The sequence below is a fragment of the Polaribacter litorisediminis genome, assembly GCF_019968605.1.
Taxonomy (GTDB): domain Bacteria; phylum Bacteroidota; class Bacteroidia; order Flavobacteriales; family Flavobacteriaceae; genus Polaribacter; species Polaribacter litorisediminis.
In genome coordinates this window covers 955,376-975,165 of sequence record NZ_CP082966.1, presented here as the reverse complement: position 1 = coordinate 975,165, position 19,790 = coordinate 955,376, and the positions used below count along the sequence as shown (strand labels likewise).

Genomic DNA, 19,790 nt, shown 5'->3' with positions numbered 1-19,790 from the left:
ATATTTTCTTGAACAAAAGACAAATTGACATTTAATTTTACATATGGAACAAAAAAAATTCGATTACAATTCTTTTATTGGTATGATTCTTCTTGGAGGAATTCTGCTTTGGTATTTTAACACCAATAAACCAGCTGATATTGAAGAGTTGACAACTGACCAAACTGTAGATTCATCTGCAGTAGCCCCAAACAAAATTACAACTTCTACTTACACCGATGCTTTTGAAAACGATTCGATTAAAAAAATAGCATTTCAAAATAAACTAGGCGCTTTTGCACAAAGTGCTATAAATGGTTCAGAAGGTTCTACAGTAATACAAAACAATTTAGTAAAATTAACCATCGATAATAAAGGAGGTCAAATTACGGAAGCATTAATCAAAAATTACAAAACCTACGATTCGCTACCTTTATATATGATAAAAGATAATAATGCATCTTTTAACATTAATTTTGGAACTACAGACAACCGAATTTTAAACACCAAAGATTTATTTTTTGAGCCTGTTTTAAGTAAAAATGGAGAGAATACTGTTTTGTCCATGAAACTGAAAGTCTCAGATAGTCAGTTTTTAGAATACCGATATGAAATAAAACCAAAGAAATATTTGGTTGATTTTTCTATTCGGTCTCAAGGCTTAAGTTCGGTAATTAATTCTTCGAATCCAATCAATTTGGATTGGGCTTTGAAAGGATATAGACATGAAAAAAGTATTAAAACAGAGAATACCATGTATTCTTATTATTACTATAAAGCAGAAGATGAAGTTGATTACTTAAACGCTGGTAATACAGAAATTGTAAATACCTTAGATTGGGTTGCGTATAAACAACACTTTTTTACCTCTAATCTATTCACAGATACTCCGTTTAATAATGCCACGATCACTTCAACAGATTTAGTGGATAATGAAGAAATTGATACCGTTTTCACAAAAAAATATGAGTTAAAGACTGCTTTGGCTTTAACCGGTGGTGAATTAAATTATAACATGAAATGGTTTTATGGCCCGAGTGATTATAATTTGCTAAGTAGCGAACAATTTGCAGGAACAGATATCGATGAAATTGCCGATTTAGGCTGGGGTATTTTTGGTTTCTTAAACAGAAATTTATTTTATCCTGTCTTTAATTTCTTACAAAATTACATGGGCAACTTCGGGTTGATTATTATCTTGATGACCATTGTGGTTCGTATTTTTATGTCTCCTTTAGTATATAAATCGTATTTATCGAGTGCAAAAATGAAGGTAATAAGACCTGAATTAACGGCCTTAAACGAAAAATATCCTGGTAAAGAAAACGCCATGAAGCGTCAGCAAGAAACCATGGCAATTCAACGAAAAGCAGGAGTTAGTATGATGTCCGGCTGTATTCCGGCTGTTTTACAAATGCCAGTATTCTTTGCTTTGTTTAAGTTTTTTCCAACAAATTTAGCATTAAGACAAGAAAGTTTTTTATGGGCACCAGATTTATCTTCTTACGATACCATTTTTCAACTACCGATCTCTATTCCTTTTTATGGTGATCATGTTAGTTTATTTCCAATATTAGCGTCTATTGCTATTTTCTTTTATATGAAAATGAATCAAAGTCAGCAAGCAAATATGCAAGCACCAACGCAAGAAGGAATGCCAGATATGAGTAAAATGATGAAGTATATGATTTACTTCTCTCCTATTATGATGTTATTTTTCTTTAATAATTATGCAAGTTCATTGAGTTTGTATTACTTTATTTCTAACTTGTTAACTATTGCTATTATGTTAGTTATTAAGAATTATGTAATTGATGAAGATAAAATTCATGCTCAAATAGAAGAAAATAAAAAGCGTCCAGAAAAGAAGAAAAGTAAATTCCGTCAAAAAATTGACGATGCAATGAAACAAGCGCAAGCACAACAAGCACAACAGAAAAAAAAGTAACTTAATAAAACCCTCGCAAATTGTGAGGGTTTTTCTTTTAAGCATGATGAATATCATACCTAAGGAAAATTTATAGCGGTACATTTACCTCTATTAAATAAAGATCATATCGTTTTTACAATGAAATCAAACCCAACCCTCACACTATCCAAAGAAGAGATGAAAAGCTATGGATATAAAATAATAGACACCATTGTTGATCATTTTGAAACTCAAAACTCTAAAAGTCCAGTTTATCAATCAACAAGAGCAGAAATGGATGCTTTATTTTTGGAAGAAGCTCCTGAGCAAGGAGAAAAAATAGAAGATGTTTTAGATTTTGTAGTAGCAACTGTTTTAAAAAAAACGGACATTTTATCGCACCCAAAACTATACTCTTTCGTGCCAGGACCTAGCAACTATATTAGTGTAATGGCAGATACGTTGGCAACAGGTTTTAATATTTTTTCTGGCGGATGGGCAAACGCACCAGCTGCCGCCGAATTAGAAATTGTTACCATCAATTGGCTATTAAAACTTTTTAAATTGCCTACTAAAAAAGGAGGTGGAATTTTTACCAGTGGGGGTTCTATGGCAAACTTAACCGCTTTAGTTACCGCAAGATGGCAAAAATGTGGAGATGATTTTTCTAAAGCTGTAATTTATTTATCAGATCAAACCCATTCCTCGAACATGAAAGCCATCAGAACTATTGGTTTTAAAAAAGAGCAGGTAAGAATTATTCCTACAGATTTAGAATTTAAGATGTCTATAAACAAGCTTAAAAACGCTATTGCCAAAGACCGCTTAGAAGATTTGGATCCTTTTTGTGTTATTGGTACTGCGGGTGCAACAAATACTGGAACCGTAGATCCTTTAAAAGAAATCGCTAAAATTTGCAAAGAAGAAAAGATTTGGTTTCATGTTGATGCTGCATATGGTGGCGCTGCGATTTTATCAAAAAAAGGAAAAAGTATTTTAACAGGCATAGAGAAAGCAGACTCTATCACCGTAGATCCACATAAATGGTTTTTTCAACCCTACGAAATGGGCTGCTTATTAGTTAGAAATCATAAATGGTTAAGTAATACATTTACAGAAAAACCAGAATACCTAAGAGATATAGAAGGCAATACATCAGAAATTAATTTTTATGATCATGGTATTCAATTAACAAGGCGTTTTAGAGCTCTAAAATTTTATATGTCTATTAAAAGTTTCGGCTTACAATCTTTTAGAGAAGCCATAGATTATTCGATTAATTTAGCGAAAAAAACAGAAGAGCATCTTCGAAAAAGCACCTGTTGGGAAATTGTCTCTCCAGCTACTTTAGGAATTATTAATTTCAGATATCATCCTTTATCTGAAAATTTTTCTGAAAAAAAATTAGATGTTATCAATCAAAGAATCTCTCAAGAAATTATCTCTTCTGAAGAAGCTATGCTCGTGACCACTATTTTACAAAATCAAATTGTACTAAGAATGTGCTTGATCAATCCGAGAACTAAATTTGAGGATGTGCTTCAAACAATTCAAAAATGCGAGGAAATTGGCGCTAAGATCCAAAAAAAATTGAATGATATTACCATTTATAGTTCGTAAATTAAAGTAAATCCTTACAAAACAAGTCAACTACATGAATCATTATTTAAACATCGTTACTTTAGAAGAAGCTGTAAGCAATGTGCAATCTGGAGATAGTGTTTTTTTTCAAGGGGCAGCCATGACACCAAATTTATTAATTGATACGCTTTGTAATCGTTATCAAGAATTAAAAGATGTGAAAATTATTCAAATTCATACCCATGGAGAAGCCAAATTTTTAACCCAACCTTACAGCGATTCCTTTAAATTGATCAGTTGTTTTGTGGGCAATAATGTAAGAAAAGGAGTAAATACGAATAATGGCGATTATATTCCTATTTTTTTAAGTGAAATTCATATCCTTTTTAGAAAGCATATTTTGCCTTTAGATGTTGCTTTTATTCAAGTTTCTCCTCCCGATAAACATGGGTATTGTTCTTTAGGAACTTCAGTAGATATTACTTTACCTGCCATACAAACTGCAAAAAAAGTAGTGGCTTTGGTAAATTCACAAGTACCTAGAACGCATGGAGATGGAATTATACATGCCAATCAAATAAATTTTGCAGTTGAAGTAGATCAACCCATCCATCAAATCTCCAATCAAAATCCAACAGCTATTGAAACTAAAATTGGAGAAAATGTTGCTAATTTAATTGAAGATGGAGCCACTTTACAAATGGGAATTGGGAATATCCCCAATGCAGTTCTGAGTAATCTTGAAAACCATAAACGATTGGGTATTCATACGGAAATGTTTTCTGACGGAATATTACCCTTAATTGAAAATGGAGTAATTACAGGTGAAGAAAAGGAAATTAAAACCGGAAAAATTGTAACTTCATTTGCCATGGGAACTCAAAAATTATACGATTTTATAGATGATAATCCTCTTGTTCATTTTAAAGAGGCGGGGTATACAAACGATACTAGTATTATACAATTAAACCCAAAAGTTACTGCTATAAACAGTGCTTTAGAAATTGATTTAACTGGACAAGTCTGCGCAGATTCTATTGGTACGTATCAATATTCTGGAGTTGGAGGACAAATGGATTTTATTAGAGGCGCATCTTTATCTAAAGGCGGAAAAGCTATTATCGCCATGCCTTCTATCACCCAAAAAGGAATTTCTAAAATCACCCCTTTTTTAAAGCAAGGAGCAAGCGTAACCACCACAAGAGCTCATGTGCATTATGTTGCTACAGAATATGGCGTGGTAAATCTTTTCGGGAAAAGTTTAAAAGAACGTGCCAAACTATTAATTTCTATTGCACATCCCAATTTTAGAGAAGCTCTAGAAAAAGAAGCGCATGAACGGTTTTTGTAGGTCGCATTCATTTAATTTTTTGATTCAAAAAAACTAACTTCGCTAACGACGATTATAAGTTATTAAAATGACGCATATTCGCTAACGCATTGGCAGTAATTAAGTCTTGTCTACAACAGTAACATTCTTTTTTAATTCATCTTTAAGACTGCTTAAATTCAATGTTGGTAATACTATTGGACTAACTCCTGAAAGAGCAGTTAAACTTGTTATATATGACCTTATGTAAGGAAATAATATCGCTGGTGCATTTAAATACAAAAATTGATTTAATCTTTCATCAGTCAAATTATTATAAACAAACTCTCCTTCTGACTGAACTTCTATATTTAGTTCATTATTTTTTTCTGTAATAAGAATATCCAAAACTAATTTAAATGTAGAATTAACTTTATTCAACTTACCTGAAGGTTTGAACTTAATTGATAAGTCCAAATCTTTAGTACTATTTATTTCTATCTTAGATTTTTTTATTAAAAACCCAATAAATTGAAATTCTGAATTTTCCATTTTTTTTATTTAAAACTAAGCTGCTAATGCATAATTAATTTCACTATTTATATCCATCTGAAAATCATTAATAAGTTCACCAATAGAATAAAACATCTGTTTTTCCTGTTTATAAGACACCTTGAAAGATATTAATGTCAAATCTGCTTCTTCTATTTTTGATAAAGAATTTTCTGAAACAAAAACCAAATCTTCATTAGGAAATAATTCAGAAAACTTCTCCTCTAACTCTATTTCTTTTTCTATGTATAGACTATTAGAACTAAATAAATCTAAAGGTTTTACCTCTACAATGTGAGTAAAAGTACTTTTTTTAAATTCGTATCTTATTTCAATACCATCAATTAAAGAAAATAATTCTTGTAATTCCGCTTTTAATACTTCTATTGAATTCATAATTTTATAAAGTCTTTAATTCTTTTAATAATTCCTCGCTTTTAGCTAATGCCAGACTACTTTTACTATGATTTATTTCTATATCATCATAGTCTGATTGATTTCTGAAAGCTTTTAAATCATTTATTTTATTTTTAATATCTCTTTTTTTATATCTGTCTTGAATAAAGTCACAAAATTCATCGATGATATATTTATGAGTATTTCTCTTATCGGCAATTATATTTTGAGTTAGTACATTATAAGAAATGCTTGCCTTTGTAATATATTTATACTTTAACTTCTGAAAGACAGAATAATATGAACAATGTACACTTGGAGCAAAAAGGTTGTTTTCAATTAAGACCTTTGCTCCTTCTAAATTAAAATCTGATTTATTATTTAAAAAACTCAATCAATAACTTTATTAAAACATCATTTTAAGAGGTTGCAAATATACAACAATTGAATATACGAATAATAAAAACAAATACTACCAAAAACTTGTATAATTTATTGCTTGCTTATCGCTTATTTATGAAAGTTCGAACGGACTTTATATGTTTGTTAATGTTTACTTATTTTAGTACTTTAAACCGCAACTACCATTTACAAACTCGTTAGCAAATCAAAAAACTATATTTTCCTTGTTTTCAACCTCCCATAAAACAAAATATAGCCATAACATAAAATGGTTAAAATAAACGCTGTTTTAAAACCATAACCATCAATTAAACTACCGAAAATAAAAGGCACAATAGCACCGCCCACAATTGCCAAACAAAGCAAGCCAGAAGCTTGTGCTTTTAAATCTCCCAACCCTTCTAAACTCAATGTAAAAATAGTTGGAAACATAATGGAGTTAAATAATCCCACCGCTAAAATAGACCACATAGAAAGTAACCCTATTGTATTCATTGAAATTAAAATCATGAAAATAGCTAAGAAAGCAAAAATACTCAACACTTTTCCAGGCATCATAATTGTATTTAAATACGCACCAACAAAACGTCCAATCATTGCTCCTCCCCAATAGAATATTACAAAAATCCCTAATAAAGATTTTGAATCCGATCCAGAAAATGTTTTATTAAAAGTACTAGCAATTGTGTTTGCAATATGCATCATGGTTTCATTTTCTTTAATGATGATAGCCAAATTCATATCAGAAAAATAATTTACTAAAAAACTACCAATGGCAACTTCTGCGCCAACATAAACGAAAATTCCTAAAGCGCCCATTAATAGCACTTTGTTTTTCAACAAGGTAACATATCCTCCTTTCGGACTTTCTCGCATTAATTTTGGTAATTTAATAAACAAAAAAACAACGGCTAAAACAACAATAAAAAATGCGATCCATAAAAACGGAGTTTGCACAGTTTCAGCTTCTACTATATAGTAATTTGATTTTTCTATTGCTGACAATACATCGATTTCTGCAGATGTTTTTACAGAATCGCTTAATAAAAATAAAGCCCCAACAACTGGCGCAATTGTGGTTCCTAAAGAGTTAAATGCTTGCGATAAATTTAAACGACTACTTGCGCCGTCTTCAGAACCTAACAAAGCAACATAAGGGTTTGCCGCTACTTGCAAAATTGTAATTCCGCCAGCAAGCGTAAAATAACCAATTAAAAAAACAGGAAATGCTCTGTAAGCTGCTGCAGGATAAAATAACAAACAGCCTAAAGCCATGGTTAACAACCCTAAAACAATTCCTTTTTTATATCCTATTTTAGACAAAATAAAACCTGCCGGTAATGAAAACACAAAGAATGCAACAAAAAATGCAAATTGCACCAAAACTGTTTTTGCATAAGACATTTCAAAAACATCTTTTAATCTTGGCACTAAACTATCAACCAAAACTGTAATAAATCCCCAAAGAAAAAATAAGATTGTTAAAAATATAAAGGCACTTTTGTATGATTTATTGGTTGATGTTGATGTCATTTTTATACTTTGTTAAAATAATCTGATTTGATATTTTGGTTTTTCTTATTCTTATAAATATTATAACTAAACCACTCGTGAATGGAATAAGCGCCAGTTTGTCCTTGTTTGTTTACGGCAATATATCCTACTTGAAAATTAGTAAAATCCTTTCCAGGTTTGTTTACGATTCTTCCGATAGCTTCTTCACAAGCTTCTTGCGGTGATTTTCCTTGACGCATTAATTCGACAATTAAAAAACTTCCCACCGTTTTTAAAACTTCTTCACCTAAACCCGTGGCAGAGGCTCCGCCAATTTCATTATCAACAAATAAACCACCTCCAATAATAGGGGAATCTCCTACTCTACCTGCCATTTTATATGCCAAACCACTCGTGGTACAAGCACCCGAAATATTACCTTTTTTGTCAATCGCCAGCATACCAATTGTATCATGGTTTTCGATATTGATAATCGGTTTGTATTCTGATTTAATTTTCCATTTTTCCCATGCTTTTTTAGAAGCTTCTGTTAACAAGTTTTCTCTTTTAAAACCTTGTGAAAGGGCGAATTTTTCGGCTCCTACACCTACTAACATTACATGAGGGGTCGCTTCCATTACTTTTCTAGCTACGGAAATTACATGTTTAATGTTTTTTACACCTAAAACAGCTCCATAATCTCCTTTTTCATTCATAATACAAGCATCTAAAGTAACATCCCCGTCTCTATCTGGCAAACCTCCTTTACCCACAGACTGCCCTTTCTCATTGGCTTCTTCAATTCTACAACCTTGCTCAACAGCTTCTAAAGCGGTTCCTCCTTTTTCTAAAACTGCCGCTGCAGTTTCTACGGCTAAATCTGTTTTCCAAGTTGCAATGACCAATGGTTTTATAACTTCCGAAATTGGTGAAACTATTTTTTTATCTTCTTTGGTTTCATCACAACTCATAAAAGTTGATGAAACTGCTACCAATCCTAAACCTGTTGCTGATGCTTTTTTTATAAAGTTTCTTCTTTTCATTTTATATATGATTTGTTCTTGAGAGTTTTCGAAGCAATCTGTTTTCATAGGAAAAAATTGCTTCCATCGTTCCTCATTCGCAATGACGTTATTTAATTTGAATTTCATCAACAAACAACCAACTTCTACCATCATGTTTGTAGCCTAAATGCCATGCTGGAAGTTTGCCTAATTTTTTTGCGATGATTTTTATGTATCTAATATTTTTATTCTCAAAAGGAATTTTAATTTCTCTAATTTTTACTTCATCAGATTCTGTTGTATTATCTATTCTATAATAACCAACTTCAAAATTTTTATTATCAGAAGAAATTAAACATGTAACTTCAGTCGGATAAAAAATCCAACTTCTTTGATCTTGCAAAAAACTTACCGAAACTTCATTAATTTCTTTCTGACTTCCTAAATCAACAACTGCCACTAAATCTGTATCAAAATAGCCCTGCCAGGTTCCTGTTCTAAAATCCTCTGTTCCCAAGATTCCATCGATTAAAGCATTATTTCCTCCTGCATTGTACTGATTTGCATAGTCACTTAGTAAATCAATTTTTAGATTTGGATCTATTTTATAGAAATCAGTGGTAATCGTTTTGCTTTTAATTCCAGCTTTCTCAGCATATACAGCTAAATTCATAAATTTAGCAATGGTCAATGGTTTCTCATATTTTTTAAATCCACCTTTAGAACCTAGTCTATAATATACACTAGCTTCTTTGTCTACATTTCCTAAACTAACCTCTGTACTTCCTTTAAAAGCAATAGCTCCTTTTGCAATAAATGGTGAAGCCACAATTACATGCTCATCAATTTTTGTTGATGGAATAAATTTATCTTTTGTCCCCCAATTTGAAGGTTCATTTGTCATTTCAAAAACCAAATTTCCTCCATTCATAATATCAGAATGATTGATAAAAGAATACTCATAATTTTCTCCATTGAGTTTTACAGATTTGATGTATTTATTTTCTTCAGATTGATTTTTAGCTTCAACTGTAAATGATTTTCCGCTTTCTAGATTGATCGTCGCTTTTTCAAACAAAGGCGAACCAATGATATATTGATTAGAACCAGGCGTAACAGGATAAAAACCCAGCGAACTAAAAATATACCAGGCACTCATTTGTCCACAATCTTCGTTTCCTGAAATCCCATCTGGTGTATTTGTATACAATTCTGTTAAAATCTGACGGACTTTTTCTTGGGTTTTGCCAGGTTTATTTACAAAATTATACAAATACGCCATGTGATGACTTGGTTCGTTTCCGTGTGCATATTGCCCAATCAAACCTGTAATATCTACTTGGTGACTTCCAGAAGTTTTATCTTCTGCCGTAAATAATTTATCTAATTGATTTTCCAATTGTGCTTTACCTCCCAATAATTTTGTAAATCCAGTAATATCTTGTGGTACGTAAAAACTGTATTGCCAAGAATTTGCTTCTGTATAATTAAAATTCACTTCATACGGATCAAAAGGTGCAAACCAAGTATTTCTAAAACGTCCTCTCATAAATTGACTTTCAGGGTCAAAAACATTCTTATAATATTGCGCTCTTTCTGAGTACATTTTATAATCATCTTCTTTCCCTAATGACTTCGCCATTTGTGCAATTGTCCAATCGTCATAGGCATACTCCAAAGTTTTAGAGACCGATTCAGATTCTTTTTCAACAGGAATAAATCCGAAGTTTTTATAAGAATCTAGCCCTAATTTATCACGAGTTGCAGAATGTTTCATCGCCTTAAACGCTTTCTCCACATCATAGCTTCTAATTCCTTTTAAATACGCATCTGCAATTACAGGCACGGCGTGATAGCCAATCATACAACCTGTGTAATTTGCGGCTAAATCCCAAATTGGCATGATGCCTCCTTCATCATATTTCGCCAAAAAAGTGTTGATAAAATCGTTGGTCTTTTCTTGTTCTATGATTGTATACAGCGGATGAGCTGCCCGGTAAGTATCCCATAAAGAAAAAACAGTGTAATAATCAAAATCTTTGGTTTCATGAATTTTCATATCCATTCCTCGATATCTTCCATCTACATCCTGATACAAATTGGGTGCGATGGAAACATGATACATGGAAGTATAAAAATTGACTTTATGATCTTCATTAGTATCCTCTACTACAATTTTTTCTAATTGTTTCTCCCAAAAATCTTGTGCAGTTTTTTTGACTTCCTCAAAAGTTTGATTTCCTATTTCGGCTTCTAAATTTTTCTTTGCACCTTCTATATCCACTGCCGAAATTCCTATTTTGATACTAACTGGCTCATTATTTGGATTGATAAAATTCAAAGCTATTTTCTGAGCTCCTGCCAACCCTTTTTTAGGTGGTGATTGTAAAACATCAGTAAAAGAATGGGAAGTTTCGATGGCAAAAAATAAACGTTGGTCTGTTGCCCAAGCTTCGGAAAAACGGTAACCTGTTAATTCTGTGTCTGAAATTCTATTAATTTTTGCATCTAATACTTTATCCCTGTGTACTAAGTCTAAAATTACAAACTGATTATCCGAAGCTGGAAAATTATATTGATGCATGCCACTTCGTTTAGAAAGCGTTAAAGCAACATCTATATTTGTATCGTCTAAATGGACTTTATAAAAACCCGGTTCAGCTTCTTCATTCTCATGAGAAAATTTACTTTTATAACCTTCTTTTCCGTCAGCGCCATTATTAAAAATTAGTTTATTAGTGGGCATTAATAAAATATCTCCATAATCAGAAACTCCCGTTCCGCTTAAATGTGTATGTGAAAATCCGTAAATTTCAGTATCTGAATAATGGTATCCAGAACAACCATCCCAACCATCTAAACGAGTGTCTGGTGATAGTTGCATCATCCCAAAAGGCATCGTGGCACCCGGATATGTATGCCCATGACCGCCGGTTCCAATAAACGGATTTACATAAGAGATAAGCTTTTTGTCTTTTTTTGCTTCTTCAATTTTGTCTTGTGTACAGCCCACAAAAAAAAGTAGGGAGAGATAAAAAAAAGATTTATAAAGTTTCATTAGTTTCAGTTTCTTAAATTTACGGACACAAGATACTAAAATGAAAATTCACTATAATTTAAAAATCATATTTGTTCTGTTTTTATTTGGATGTGCTCAGGAAACTTCAATACCAGTGGCCCCAAATATCATTCCGAAGCCTGTTTCTCAAAAAATTGAACAAGGTATTTATATTTTGGATGAGAAAACTAATTTCATTTTTACTGATGAAGTAAGCGAAGTTGCAAACTACTTTGAATCCTACTTAAAAGAAACGTATCATATTGAATTTTCTAATCATAAAAGTGATAAAAAAATTGTTTTTAAGATTGATGAAAGCATGAATAACGAAGAAGGGTATCATTTAAAAATTGGTGAAAATCAAATTCTAATTTCCTCAAAAAACTCTAAAGGTGCATTTTATGCCGTGCAGAGTTTACTGCAATTAATGCCCATAAAAACACATATAAAATCCATAGCAATTCAGTGTTTAGAAATTAAAGATGCCCCGCGTTTTTCATACCGAGGAATGCATTTAGATGTTGCACGTCATTTTTTCTCTGTCGCATTTATTAAGAAATACATCAACTTAATGGCAATGTTAAAAATGAATACTTTTCATTGGCATTTAACAGAAGATCAAGGTTGGCGCATTGAGATTAAGAAATATCCAAAATTACAAGAAATTTCAGCGTTTAGAAACGAAACTTTAATAGGACATTATTCAGAGCAACCACATCAATTTGATGGTAAAAAATATGGCGGATTTTTCACCCAAGAAGAAATAAAAGACATCGTTCAATATGCTACAGAAAGACAAGTTACCATCATTCCGGAAATAGAAATGCCCGGACATTCTCAGGCGGCACTTGCTGCCTATCCTGAATTAGGTTGTACTGGAAATAAAATTGAAGTTGCCACCAAATGGGGCGTTTTCGAAGATATTTATTGTCCGAAAGAAACAACTTTTCAGTTTTTAGAGGATGTAATTGATGAAGTCGTTGAATTATTTCCAGGGAAATATATTCATATTGGTGGCGATGAAGCACCAAAAACCCGATGGAAATCGTGTACTCATTGCCAGCAACTCATCAGAAAGAAGGGCTTAAAAGATGAACATGGTTTGCAAAGTTATTTCATTTCTAGAATGGAGAAATACATCAACCAAAAAGGAAAACAAATTATTGGTTGGGACGAAATTTTAGAAGGGGGATTAGCACCCAATGCAACGGTGATGTCTTGGCGAGGAACTAAAGGCGGGGTTGAAGCAGCAAAAAAACAACACAACGTGATTTTAACCCCAAATTCTCATTGTTATTTTGATCATTATCAATCTGACAACGAAAATGAGCCTTTGGCTATTGGCGGATTTTTACCTTTAGAAAAAGTGTATCGTTTTAACCCAATTCCTGAAGAATTAACAAAGGAAGAAGCAAAATATGTTTTAGGTGCACAGGGAAATGTCTGGACAGAATACATTCCAACTCCTGAAAAAGTAGAATATATGGCATTTCCAAGAGCGATTGCTTTGGCTGAAGTTGTTTGGTCTTCATCAGAAAATAAAAACTATAAAGATTTTATAAACCGTTTAGAGCATTTTAATAAAAGATTGGATGCGATGAATGTAAATTATGCCAACCATTTATATGAAGTGAAGGGTGAATTGATAAAAGAAAATGGACAATTAAAGTATAAGCTTGAAACGACGACTGATAAAAAGATTTTTTATAGTTTGAATGGAAGAACACCAAATTTACTTTTAGGTGATGCTTATTATGAAAAACCAATTCCAATTGATTCATCAACAACTATAAAAGCTGTTGTTTTTGATTCAGAAAAAATATTAGGTTCTATTTTTGAACAAAGAATTAACTTACACAAAGCTGTTGGAACCAATATTTCTTTGAATGTTGAACCTCATAAAGCCTATAATGCTGGAGGAAAACAAGCTTTAATTAATGGGATTTCTGGAAATAACAAACGTTATGGAGATCAAGAATGGTTAGGGTTTTCTGGTGATGATGTAGAAATTACGATTGATTTTGATAAACCCACAGAAATCAACTCCATCTCAACACGTTTTTATAATGGAAATGGTCAATGGATTTATGCACCAAAAGAAGTGCATATCCAATTTAATTTAGAAAATGGCAAAGTTGCTTTGTCAAAAAATACACAAACAAAAAATGATTCATTATTAGTGAATTTCAAATATAATTTATCCGAATTAAACCCTAAGAAAGAAAAAATTAATTCTTTGAAAATTACAATTCCAAATTACGGAATAATTCCCGATGGAAAACAAGGTGCGGGGAATAAAGCATGGACTTTTATTGATGAAATAATTGTTGAATAAAAACACGGTGTCAATTCGAGTGAATTTTTGAAGAATAAAAAAATTTGTACAGAGAACAAAAAACATCTCGATACAATTTTGAGAAAAAACTCAAAATCACTCGATGTGACAAACACCTAATAAGACTCCTGTTTTCAAAGGAATGACAGAAATAAAATGAAACTAGAAATCTGCGCAAACTCATATCAATCAGCAACAAACGCTCAAAATTCGGGCGCCCAAAGAATTGAACTCTGTTCAGAGTTGTCTGTTGGTGGCATTACTCCTTCTTACGGATTATTAAAAAATATTTCTGAAAATATTACTATTCCTGTAAACGTTTTAATAAGACCAAGAAGTGGTAATTTTTGTTATGCTGATGATGAATTTGAACAAATGAAATCAGATATTAAAATCTGTAAAAAACTCGATTTTAGCGGAATTGTTTCTGGGGTTCTAAATGAAGATAATTCTATTGATATTGAAAGAACAAAAGAACTGATTCAGCTTTCAAAACCTCTTTCTTTTACATTTCATAGAGCTTTTGATTGTGTTGAACATCCGAAGAAAGCTTTAAATCAATTAATGTATCTTGGAGTGGATAGAATTCTAACTTCTGGTTTGCAAGAAAAAGCAGAAAACGGAATTGACCTACTGAAAGAACTACAAGAAATAGCAAAAGACAACTTGATTATTCTACCAGGAAGTGGTATAAATTCCAAAAATGCTATTCTATTTAAAAAAGCAGGATTTAAAGAAATTCATAGTTCAGCATCAAAAGAGATAACTAGTTCAAGTGTATTTTTTGATAAAACTCCACAAACAGTTTCTGATTTAGAAAACATTCAAGAAATTTTAAAAGTGATTAAAAATGCGTAGAATTATTGGTTTATTAGTCGTGTTATTTTTTGGATGTAATCCCTTAAAAAAAGATACTCCAATAAAAATACCATTGATTGAAAACTGGCAATTTAAAGGACTTGACACTTTAGATTGGAAAACAGCAACTGTTCCAGGAAATATATTTACAGATTTATTGTCTCATAAAATTATTGAAGATCCTTTCACTAAAAATAATGAGGAGAAAGTGCAATGGGTTTCTAATAAGAGTTGGGAATATAGAACCTCTTTTCAACTTTCTGAGGATATTTTAAAAAAGCAGCATATTGAATTGAATTTTAATGGGTTGGACACCTATGCTAAAATTTATTTAAATGATTCTTTACTCGGAGAAACTAATAATGCATTTAGAACTTTTAATTTTGATGTTAAAAAATTAATAAAAAAAGAAAATCAATTAAAAATATACTTACTAAACAATCGTGAAATTGAGAAAAAATTAGAAGAGAAAAATCTTTACTATTTGCCTGAAGGAAAAAGAGTCTATACCCGAAAAGCTCAATTTCAATATGGCTGGGATTGGGGACCACAACTAAATACTTCAGGAATTTGGAAAAAAGTTTCATTAGTTGCTTGGAATGAAATGCGTTTTAAAAATATTTTTATCCGTCAAGAAAAGTTAACTGAACTCAAAGCAAATCTGATTGCAGAAATTACCATTGAAAGCGATTTGGACGCAGTAGCGGAAATTAAAATCAATGTTGCCACAAAAGAAATTCTTCAAAAAATTGAAATAAAAAAAGGAATTCACACCTATAAGGTTCCTATTGAAATTGAAAATCCAACCTTGTGGTGGACACATAATTTAGGAAACCCTTATTTATATCAATTTGATTTTCGGTTAATTTATGATAAAAAAATTAAAGACGAAAAATCAATCAAAAAAGGAATTAGAACGATAAAACTCATCACTAAAAAAGATACTATTGGCGAATCTTTCTATTTTGAATTGAATGGAAAACCCGTCTATATGAAAGGCGCCAATTACATTCCGCAAAATAGTTTTCAAAATAAAGTTTCAAATCAACATTATGAAAAATTATTGTCAGATGTTGCCGAATCGAACATGAATATATTACGAGTTTGGGGTGGTGGAATTTATGAAAATGATATTTTTTACGATTTATGTGATGAAAAAGGAATCTTAGTTTGGCAGGATTTTATGTTTGCTTGTGCGATGTATCCTGGAGATATTGAGTTCTTGGCGAATGTAAAAGAAGAAGCAATACAACAAGTTAAAAGATTAAGAAATCATACTTCTATTGCTCTGTGGTGCGGAAATAATGAAAATTCTGAAGGATGGAAACGTTGGGGATGGCAAAATAATAGAACCGAAAAAGAGAAAAAAAATATTTGGAACGATTATTTAGCAGTTTTTGATTCCATATTACCAAAGGTAGTTGCCGAATTTAGTGAAACGGACTATTGGGAAACTTCGCCAAAATATGGACGAGGAAACCCAAAATACAAAACAGAAGGAGATGCTCATGATTGGTGGGTTTGGCATGATGGATATCCTTTTGAGCACTTTGAAAATAATGTTCCGAGGTTTATGAGTGAGTTTGGTTTTCAGTCTTTTCCGAGTTTTGAAACCTTGAAATATATCAATCAAACGGATACAATTTCTTTAAAAACAACCGCTGTAAAATCGCATCAAAAACATATTAGAGGTTTTCAATTGATTGATACATATATGGCGCGTGACTATAATATCCCCACAAATGAAGAAGATTATGTATACGTAAGTCAATTAGTACAAGCCAAAGGAATTGTGATGGGAATTGAAGCACACAGAAGAACTAAACCTTACAATATGGGTTCTTTATATTGGCAACTAAATGATTGCTGGCCAGCAATTTCATGGTCTAGCATCGATTATTTTGGCAATTGGAAAGCCTTACAGTATAAAGCTAAAAATGCTTTTGAAAATGTGTTAATTTCGTCAGTAATACAAAATGATACTGTAACAACTTATGTTATTAATGATTCTTTTCAAAGATTACAAGGAAATTTAAAATTGAAAGTAATTGATTTTTATGGAAAAGAGATCTGGTCAGATTCGAAAGAAATTAAAGTTTTAGAAAATAGTAGCAAACAATTTTATGAATTTCCGTTAGAAAAAGTTGATATAGAAAACTCAGTCTTCATTACTGAATTTAATGATCAAAAATCATACTTTTATTTTTCGAAATCCAAAGATTTAAACTTACCAAAAGGAAAGGTTCAGCAAAAGATTACGAAAATAAAAAATGGTTTTTCCATCACTTTAAAAAGCGATGTTTTACAAAAAGATGTGTTTTTGTTTACTGATAAAAAAGGGCATTTTTCTGATAACTTTTTTGATTTGATGCCGAATGAAACGAAAGTAATTGAGTTTAAATCTGATATAGATTCTTTAGATGATTTAAAAATTAAAACTTTGAATACGTTGAACTGAGTCATGTCAGTTGAGTGTAATTAAGAAAAATAAACAATTTTGTATCGAGAATTATTAATTTTTAAACTTCTTAAAAATTTGCGATTGCAAAAACCCCAATCCATAGCCCAAAAATTGTGTGAAAGAAGTTAGTATACTTAAAAAAGCAACTTGTACATTTTTATTTTGAAATAAGGAATCAAAGAAAATTAGCACGAAATAAAATCCGTATAAAGTTAAAAATTGAAGATAACCAAAAATTACTAAGATAATACTGATGCCAAATCCTAGAATAAAGAAACTAGGAAACCAAAACGTAACTTTAGCACTTCCTGGATATTTTCGATTTAAAATAGGTCTTGCTGTACCAAAAGCATACGTTTGTTTAAAAAACTGTTGTAAGGTACTTTTACGTTTATGATACACAAAAGCTTCAGGAATTAATTGAGTTTCAAAGTCGCTTTTCCATAATCTAAAAGTCAAATCGATATCTTCTCCTGTTTTCATTTTTGAAAAACCTTTGGTGGTTTCAAACGCTTTTTTAGAGATTCCTAAATTGAAACTTCTCAACTGAAACTTGCCTACTCCGTTTTTTTTTCCACGAATTCCGCCTGTTGTTAAAACAGAAGTCATTGAATAATTAATAGCTTTTTGCAAGGATGTAAAACTTTGGTGTGCAGCATCTGGGCCACCAAAAGCATCCGTAAAATTGTTTTCTAAGGTTTGTTTTACTGTTGATAGATATTGAGATGGAACAATAATATCTGAATCTAAAATGATAAAATAGTTTCCTGAAGCTTGTTGCATTCCGAAATTCCTGCTTGCTCCTGCTCCAGTATTTTCTTTGAAAAAATATTTTAGATGCAGTTCATTTTTATATTTCTCAACAACTACATCACTTTTAATGGTGGAACCGTCTTCAATAATTAAGATCTCAAAATCACCAGAAAAATCTTGTTTTGTAAGACTTTCCAGCAACTCGTCAATTTCATTTGGACGATTGTAAACAGGAATTATGATAGAAAATGATAATTTCAATATTTATGATGTTACAACAGAAAATACAATCTCTTTTCCGTTAATTTCAAAACGAACTTCATCATATTTTTTCTCTTTAAAATTTTCTACTTCTTCTAAAGAAATGTTATAATCTATTTTAGTCACCGACTTTTTTACAGTCTTAGAAAAATCAGATTCAATTTTATGTTCATCAGATTCTAGTTTAAACATCTCATTTTCTCTTATAAAAGTAAGCCTGCTTCCTTTTTTACTTTTTAAATTGGTAGCACTTACAATAATCGTTTCTAAAATTAAAAAGCCCCCTAATTCGTTTACTCGTAAATATAAATCCCCATATTTAGATTCAGCAAATTTATGAATTCCAACTGTTTTTATATTCTCTTCAATTTGAATATCTACCTCAGTTCTATCCATCAGATTAAACTCTTCAGAACCTGCAAATACTTTGTCAATTTTCTTAAAAAAACTCATGTTAAAAATTAAATTTAGTGATTTAAAATACATTCCTAAAAAAAGGAGCACATCTCTTTAAAAAATAGCTAGGAAAAATTATTCATCTGTAAATTTATCCATTACAGGATCGCTAACGCCCATATTAGAAAATCCGCCATCATGAAATAAATTTTGTAAAGTTACTTTCTTTGTTAAATCAGAAAACATTGTAATCGTATAATCCGCACATTCTAAAGCGGTGGCATTTCCTAACGGACTCATTTTTTCTGCATACTCAATAAAACCATCAAAACCTTTTACACCACTTCCGGCAGTTGTTGGAGTTGGAGATTGCGATATTGTATTGACACGAACTTTATGATCTCTCCCAAAAAAGTAACCAAAACTGCGTGCAATAGACTCTAAATAAGCTTTATTATCTGCCATATCATTGTAATCTGGAAACACTCTTTGCGCAGCCATATAAGTTAAGGCAACAATAGAACCCCACTCGCTCATGGCCTTTTTGTTGTATAAAACATTCATTACTTTATGAAAAGAAACTGCAGAAATATCCCAGCCTTTGGTTGTAAAATCATATTTAGGATCTGTATAATGTCTGCCTTTTCTAACATTTACAGACATACCAATAGAATGCAATACAAAGTCGATTTTACCACCTAAAATTTCCATAGATTTTTCGACCAAATTGTTTAAATCTTCGATAGAAGTGGCGTCTGCTGCAATAACCTGAGATCCTGTTTTTTCTGCTAATGCATTTAATTCGCCCATTCGTAAAGCAATTGGTGCGTTTGTTAATACAAATTCTGCTCCTTCTTCATGTGCTCTTTCAGCAACTTTCCATGCGATAGAATGCTGGTTTAAAGCTCCGAATATGATTCCTTTTTTACCCTTTAATAAATTGTACATTTTCTTTTAGTTTTTAGGTATTAATTGATGGTTGATTATTTTTAAATTCCTTATACTTTAAGAAATTTTCGCAAAGGGAGGAAATAAAATATCT

Annotated in this window: 15 protein-coding genes; 6 read left to right on the top strand and 9 right to left on the bottom strand. The window is 31.5% G+C overall.

The genetic code is table 11. The features are described from left to right. The first annotated feature begins 43 nt into the window (after positions 1–43). From yidC to K8354_RS04225, 3 genes are all read left to right on the top strand, one after another. Positions 44–1,927, top strand: a complete 1,884-nt coding sequence (gene yidC / locus K8354_RS04235; protein WP_223445637.1) for a membrane protein insertase YidC — start codon at positions 44–46, stop codon at positions 1,925–1,927. A 120-nt stretch (positions 1,928–2,047) separates the two neighbouring features. Next, the gene (locus tag K8354_RS04230) at positions 2,048–3,508 is read left to right on the top strand and encodes a pyridoxal phosphate-dependent decarboxylase family protein (protein ID WP_223445636.1); all 1,461 of its coding nucleotides are present in this window, start codon (positions 2,048–2,050) and stop codon (positions 3,506–3,508) included. Between the two features lie 10 nt (positions 3,509–3,518). Next, positions 3,519–4,820, top strand: coding sequence for an acetyl-CoA hydrolase/transferase family protein (locus tag K8354_RS04225; protein WP_496559641.1), 1,302 nt, complete (start codon positions 3,519–3,521; stop codon positions 4,818–4,820). A gap of 99 nt (positions 4,821–4,919) precedes the next feature. Here the strand turns inward: K8354_RS04225 and K8354_RS04220 are convergent, their stop codons facing one another. The 6 genes from K8354_RS04220 to K8354_RS04195 form a co-directional block, all read right to left on the bottom strand. Then, complete coding sequence (locus tag K8354_RS04220; RefSeq protein ID WP_223445634.1) at positions 4,920–5,330, bottom strand: protein-export chaperone SecB; 411 nt, start codon at positions 5,328–5,330, stop codon at positions 4,920–4,922. A gap of 15 nt (positions 5,331–5,345) precedes the next feature. Continuing rightward, complete coding sequence (locus tag K8354_RS04215; protein WP_223445633.1) at positions 5,346–5,726, bottom strand: hypothetical protein; 381 nt, start codon at positions 5,724–5,726, stop codon at positions 5,346–5,348. A gap of 4 nt (positions 5,727–5,730) precedes the next feature. Then, on the bottom strand, positions 5,731–6,120 hold the full coding sequence (locus K8354_RS04210) for a HEPN domain-containing protein (protein ID WP_223445631.1): 390 nt from the start codon (positions 6,118–6,120) through the stop codon (positions 5,731–5,733). A 221-nt stretch (positions 6,121–6,341) separates the two neighbouring features. After that, positions 6,342–7,661, bottom strand: a complete 1,320-nt coding sequence (locus K8354_RS04205) for a sugar MFS transporter (protein WP_223445629.1) — start codon at positions 7,659–7,661, stop codon at positions 6,342–6,344. Positions 7,662–7,663: 2 nt separating this feature from the next. Then, positions 7,664–8,665 carry an isoaspartyl peptidase/L-asparaginase family protein gene (locus K8354_RS04200; protein WP_223447579.1) on the bottom strand — a complete coding sequence of 334 codons (1,002 nt, stop codon included), beginning with the start codon at positions 8,663–8,665 and terminating at the stop codon, positions 7,664–7,666. 88 nt (positions 8,666–8,753) lie between these two features. Next, complete coding sequence (locus K8354_RS04195; protein ID WP_223445628.1) at positions 8,754–11,684, bottom strand: GH92 family glycosyl hydrolase; 2,931 nt, start codon at positions 11,682–11,684, stop codon at positions 8,754–8,756. Positions 11,685–11,724: 40 nt separating this feature from the next. Here K8354_RS04195 and K8354_RS04190 point away from each other — a divergent pair, with 40 nt between their 5' ends. The 3 genes from K8354_RS04190 to K8354_RS04180 all read left to right on the top strand — a co-directional run bounded on the left by K8354_RS04190 (position 11,725) and on the right by K8354_RS04180 (position 17,335). After that, positions 11,725–14,019: a beta-N-acetylhexosaminidase gene (locus K8354_RS04190; protein ID WP_223445626.1), complete on the top strand. Its 2,295-nt coding sequence runs from the start codon at positions 11,725–11,727 to the stop codon at positions 14,017–14,019. 156 nt (positions 14,020–14,175) lie between these two features. Beyond that, positions 14,176–14,877: a copper homeostasis protein CutC gene (locus K8354_RS04185; protein ID WP_223445624.1), complete on the top strand. Its 702-nt coding sequence runs from the start codon at positions 14,176–14,178 to the stop codon at positions 14,875–14,877. Next, on the top strand, positions 14,870–17,335 hold the full coding sequence (locus K8354_RS04180) for a beta-mannosidase (protein WP_223445621.1): 2,466 nt from the start codon (positions 14,870–14,872) through the stop codon (positions 17,333–17,335). The genes K8354_RS04185 and K8354_RS04180 overlap by 8 nt, the downstream gene beginning before the upstream one ends. A 54-nt stretch (positions 17,336–17,389) precedes the next feature. On the opposite strand, the gene K8354_RS04175 is transcribed toward K8354_RS04180, so the two are convergent. From K8354_RS04175 to K8354_RS04165, 3 genes are all read right to left on the bottom strand, one after another. Further along, entirely contained in the window at positions 17,390–18,352 is a 963-nt protein-coding gene (locus K8354_RS04175) for a glycosyltransferase family 2 protein (RefSeq protein WP_223445619.1), read from the bottom strand. Positions 18,353–18,355: 3 nt separating this feature from the next. Next, positions 18,356–18,805 (bottom strand): hypothetical protein, encoded by a 450-nt coding sequence (locus tag K8354_RS04170; RefSeq protein ID WP_223445617.1) that lies wholly within the window; start codon positions 18,803–18,805, stop codon positions 18,356–18,358. A 78-nt stretch (positions 18,806–18,883) separates the two neighbouring features. Then, entirely contained in the window at positions 18,884–19,696 is an 813-nt protein-coding gene (locus tag K8354_RS04165) for an enoyl-ACP reductase FabI (protein WP_223445615.1), read from the bottom strand. Between the last annotated feature and the right edge of the window lie 94 nt (positions 19,697–19,790).

Coding starts and splice junctions, on each gene's coding strand:
- yidC (WP_223445637.1), top strand. CDS start 44: ATGGAACAAAAAAAATTCGATTACAATTCTTTTATTGGTATGATTCTT.
- K8354_RS04230 (WP_223445636.1), top strand. CDS start 2,048: ATGAAATCAAACCCAACCCTCACACTATCCAAAGAAGAGATGAAAAGC.
- K8354_RS04220 (WP_223445634.1), bottom strand. CDS start 5,330: ATGGAAAATTCAGAATTTCAATTTATTGGGTTTTTAATAAAAAAATCT.
- K8354_RS04215 (WP_223445633.1), bottom strand. CDS start 5,726: ATGAATTCAATAGAAGTATTAAAAGCGGAATTACAAGAATTATTTTCT.
- K8354_RS04205 (WP_223445629.1), bottom strand. CDS start 7,661: ATGACATCAACATCAACCAATAAATCATACAAAAGTGCCTTTATATTT.
- K8354_RS04200 (WP_223447579.1), bottom strand. CDS start 8,665: ATGAAAAGAAGAAACTTTATAAAAAAAGCATCAGCAACAGGTTTAGGA.
- K8354_RS04195 (WP_223445628.1), bottom strand. CDS start 11,684: ATGAAACTTTATAAATCTTTTTTTTATCTCTCCCTACTTTTTTTTGTG.
- K8354_RS04190 (WP_223445626.1), top strand. CDS start 11,725: ATGAAAATTCACTATAATTTAAAAATCATATTTGTTCTGTTTTTATTT.
- K8354_RS04185 (WP_223445624.1), top strand. CDS start 14,176: ATGAAACTAGAAATCTGCGCAAACTCATATCAATCAGCAACAAACGCT.
- K8354_RS04180 (WP_223445621.1), top strand. CDS start 14,870: ATGCGTAGAATTATTGGTTTATTAGTCGTGTTATTTTTTGGATGTAAT.
- K8354_RS04170 (WP_223445617.1), bottom strand. CDS start 18,805: ATGAGTTTTTTTAAGAAAATTGACAAAGTATTTGCAGGTTCTGAAGAG.
- K8354_RS04165 (WP_223445615.1), bottom strand. CDS start 19,696: ATGTACAATTTATTAAAGGGTAAAAAAGGAATCATATTCGGAGCTTTA.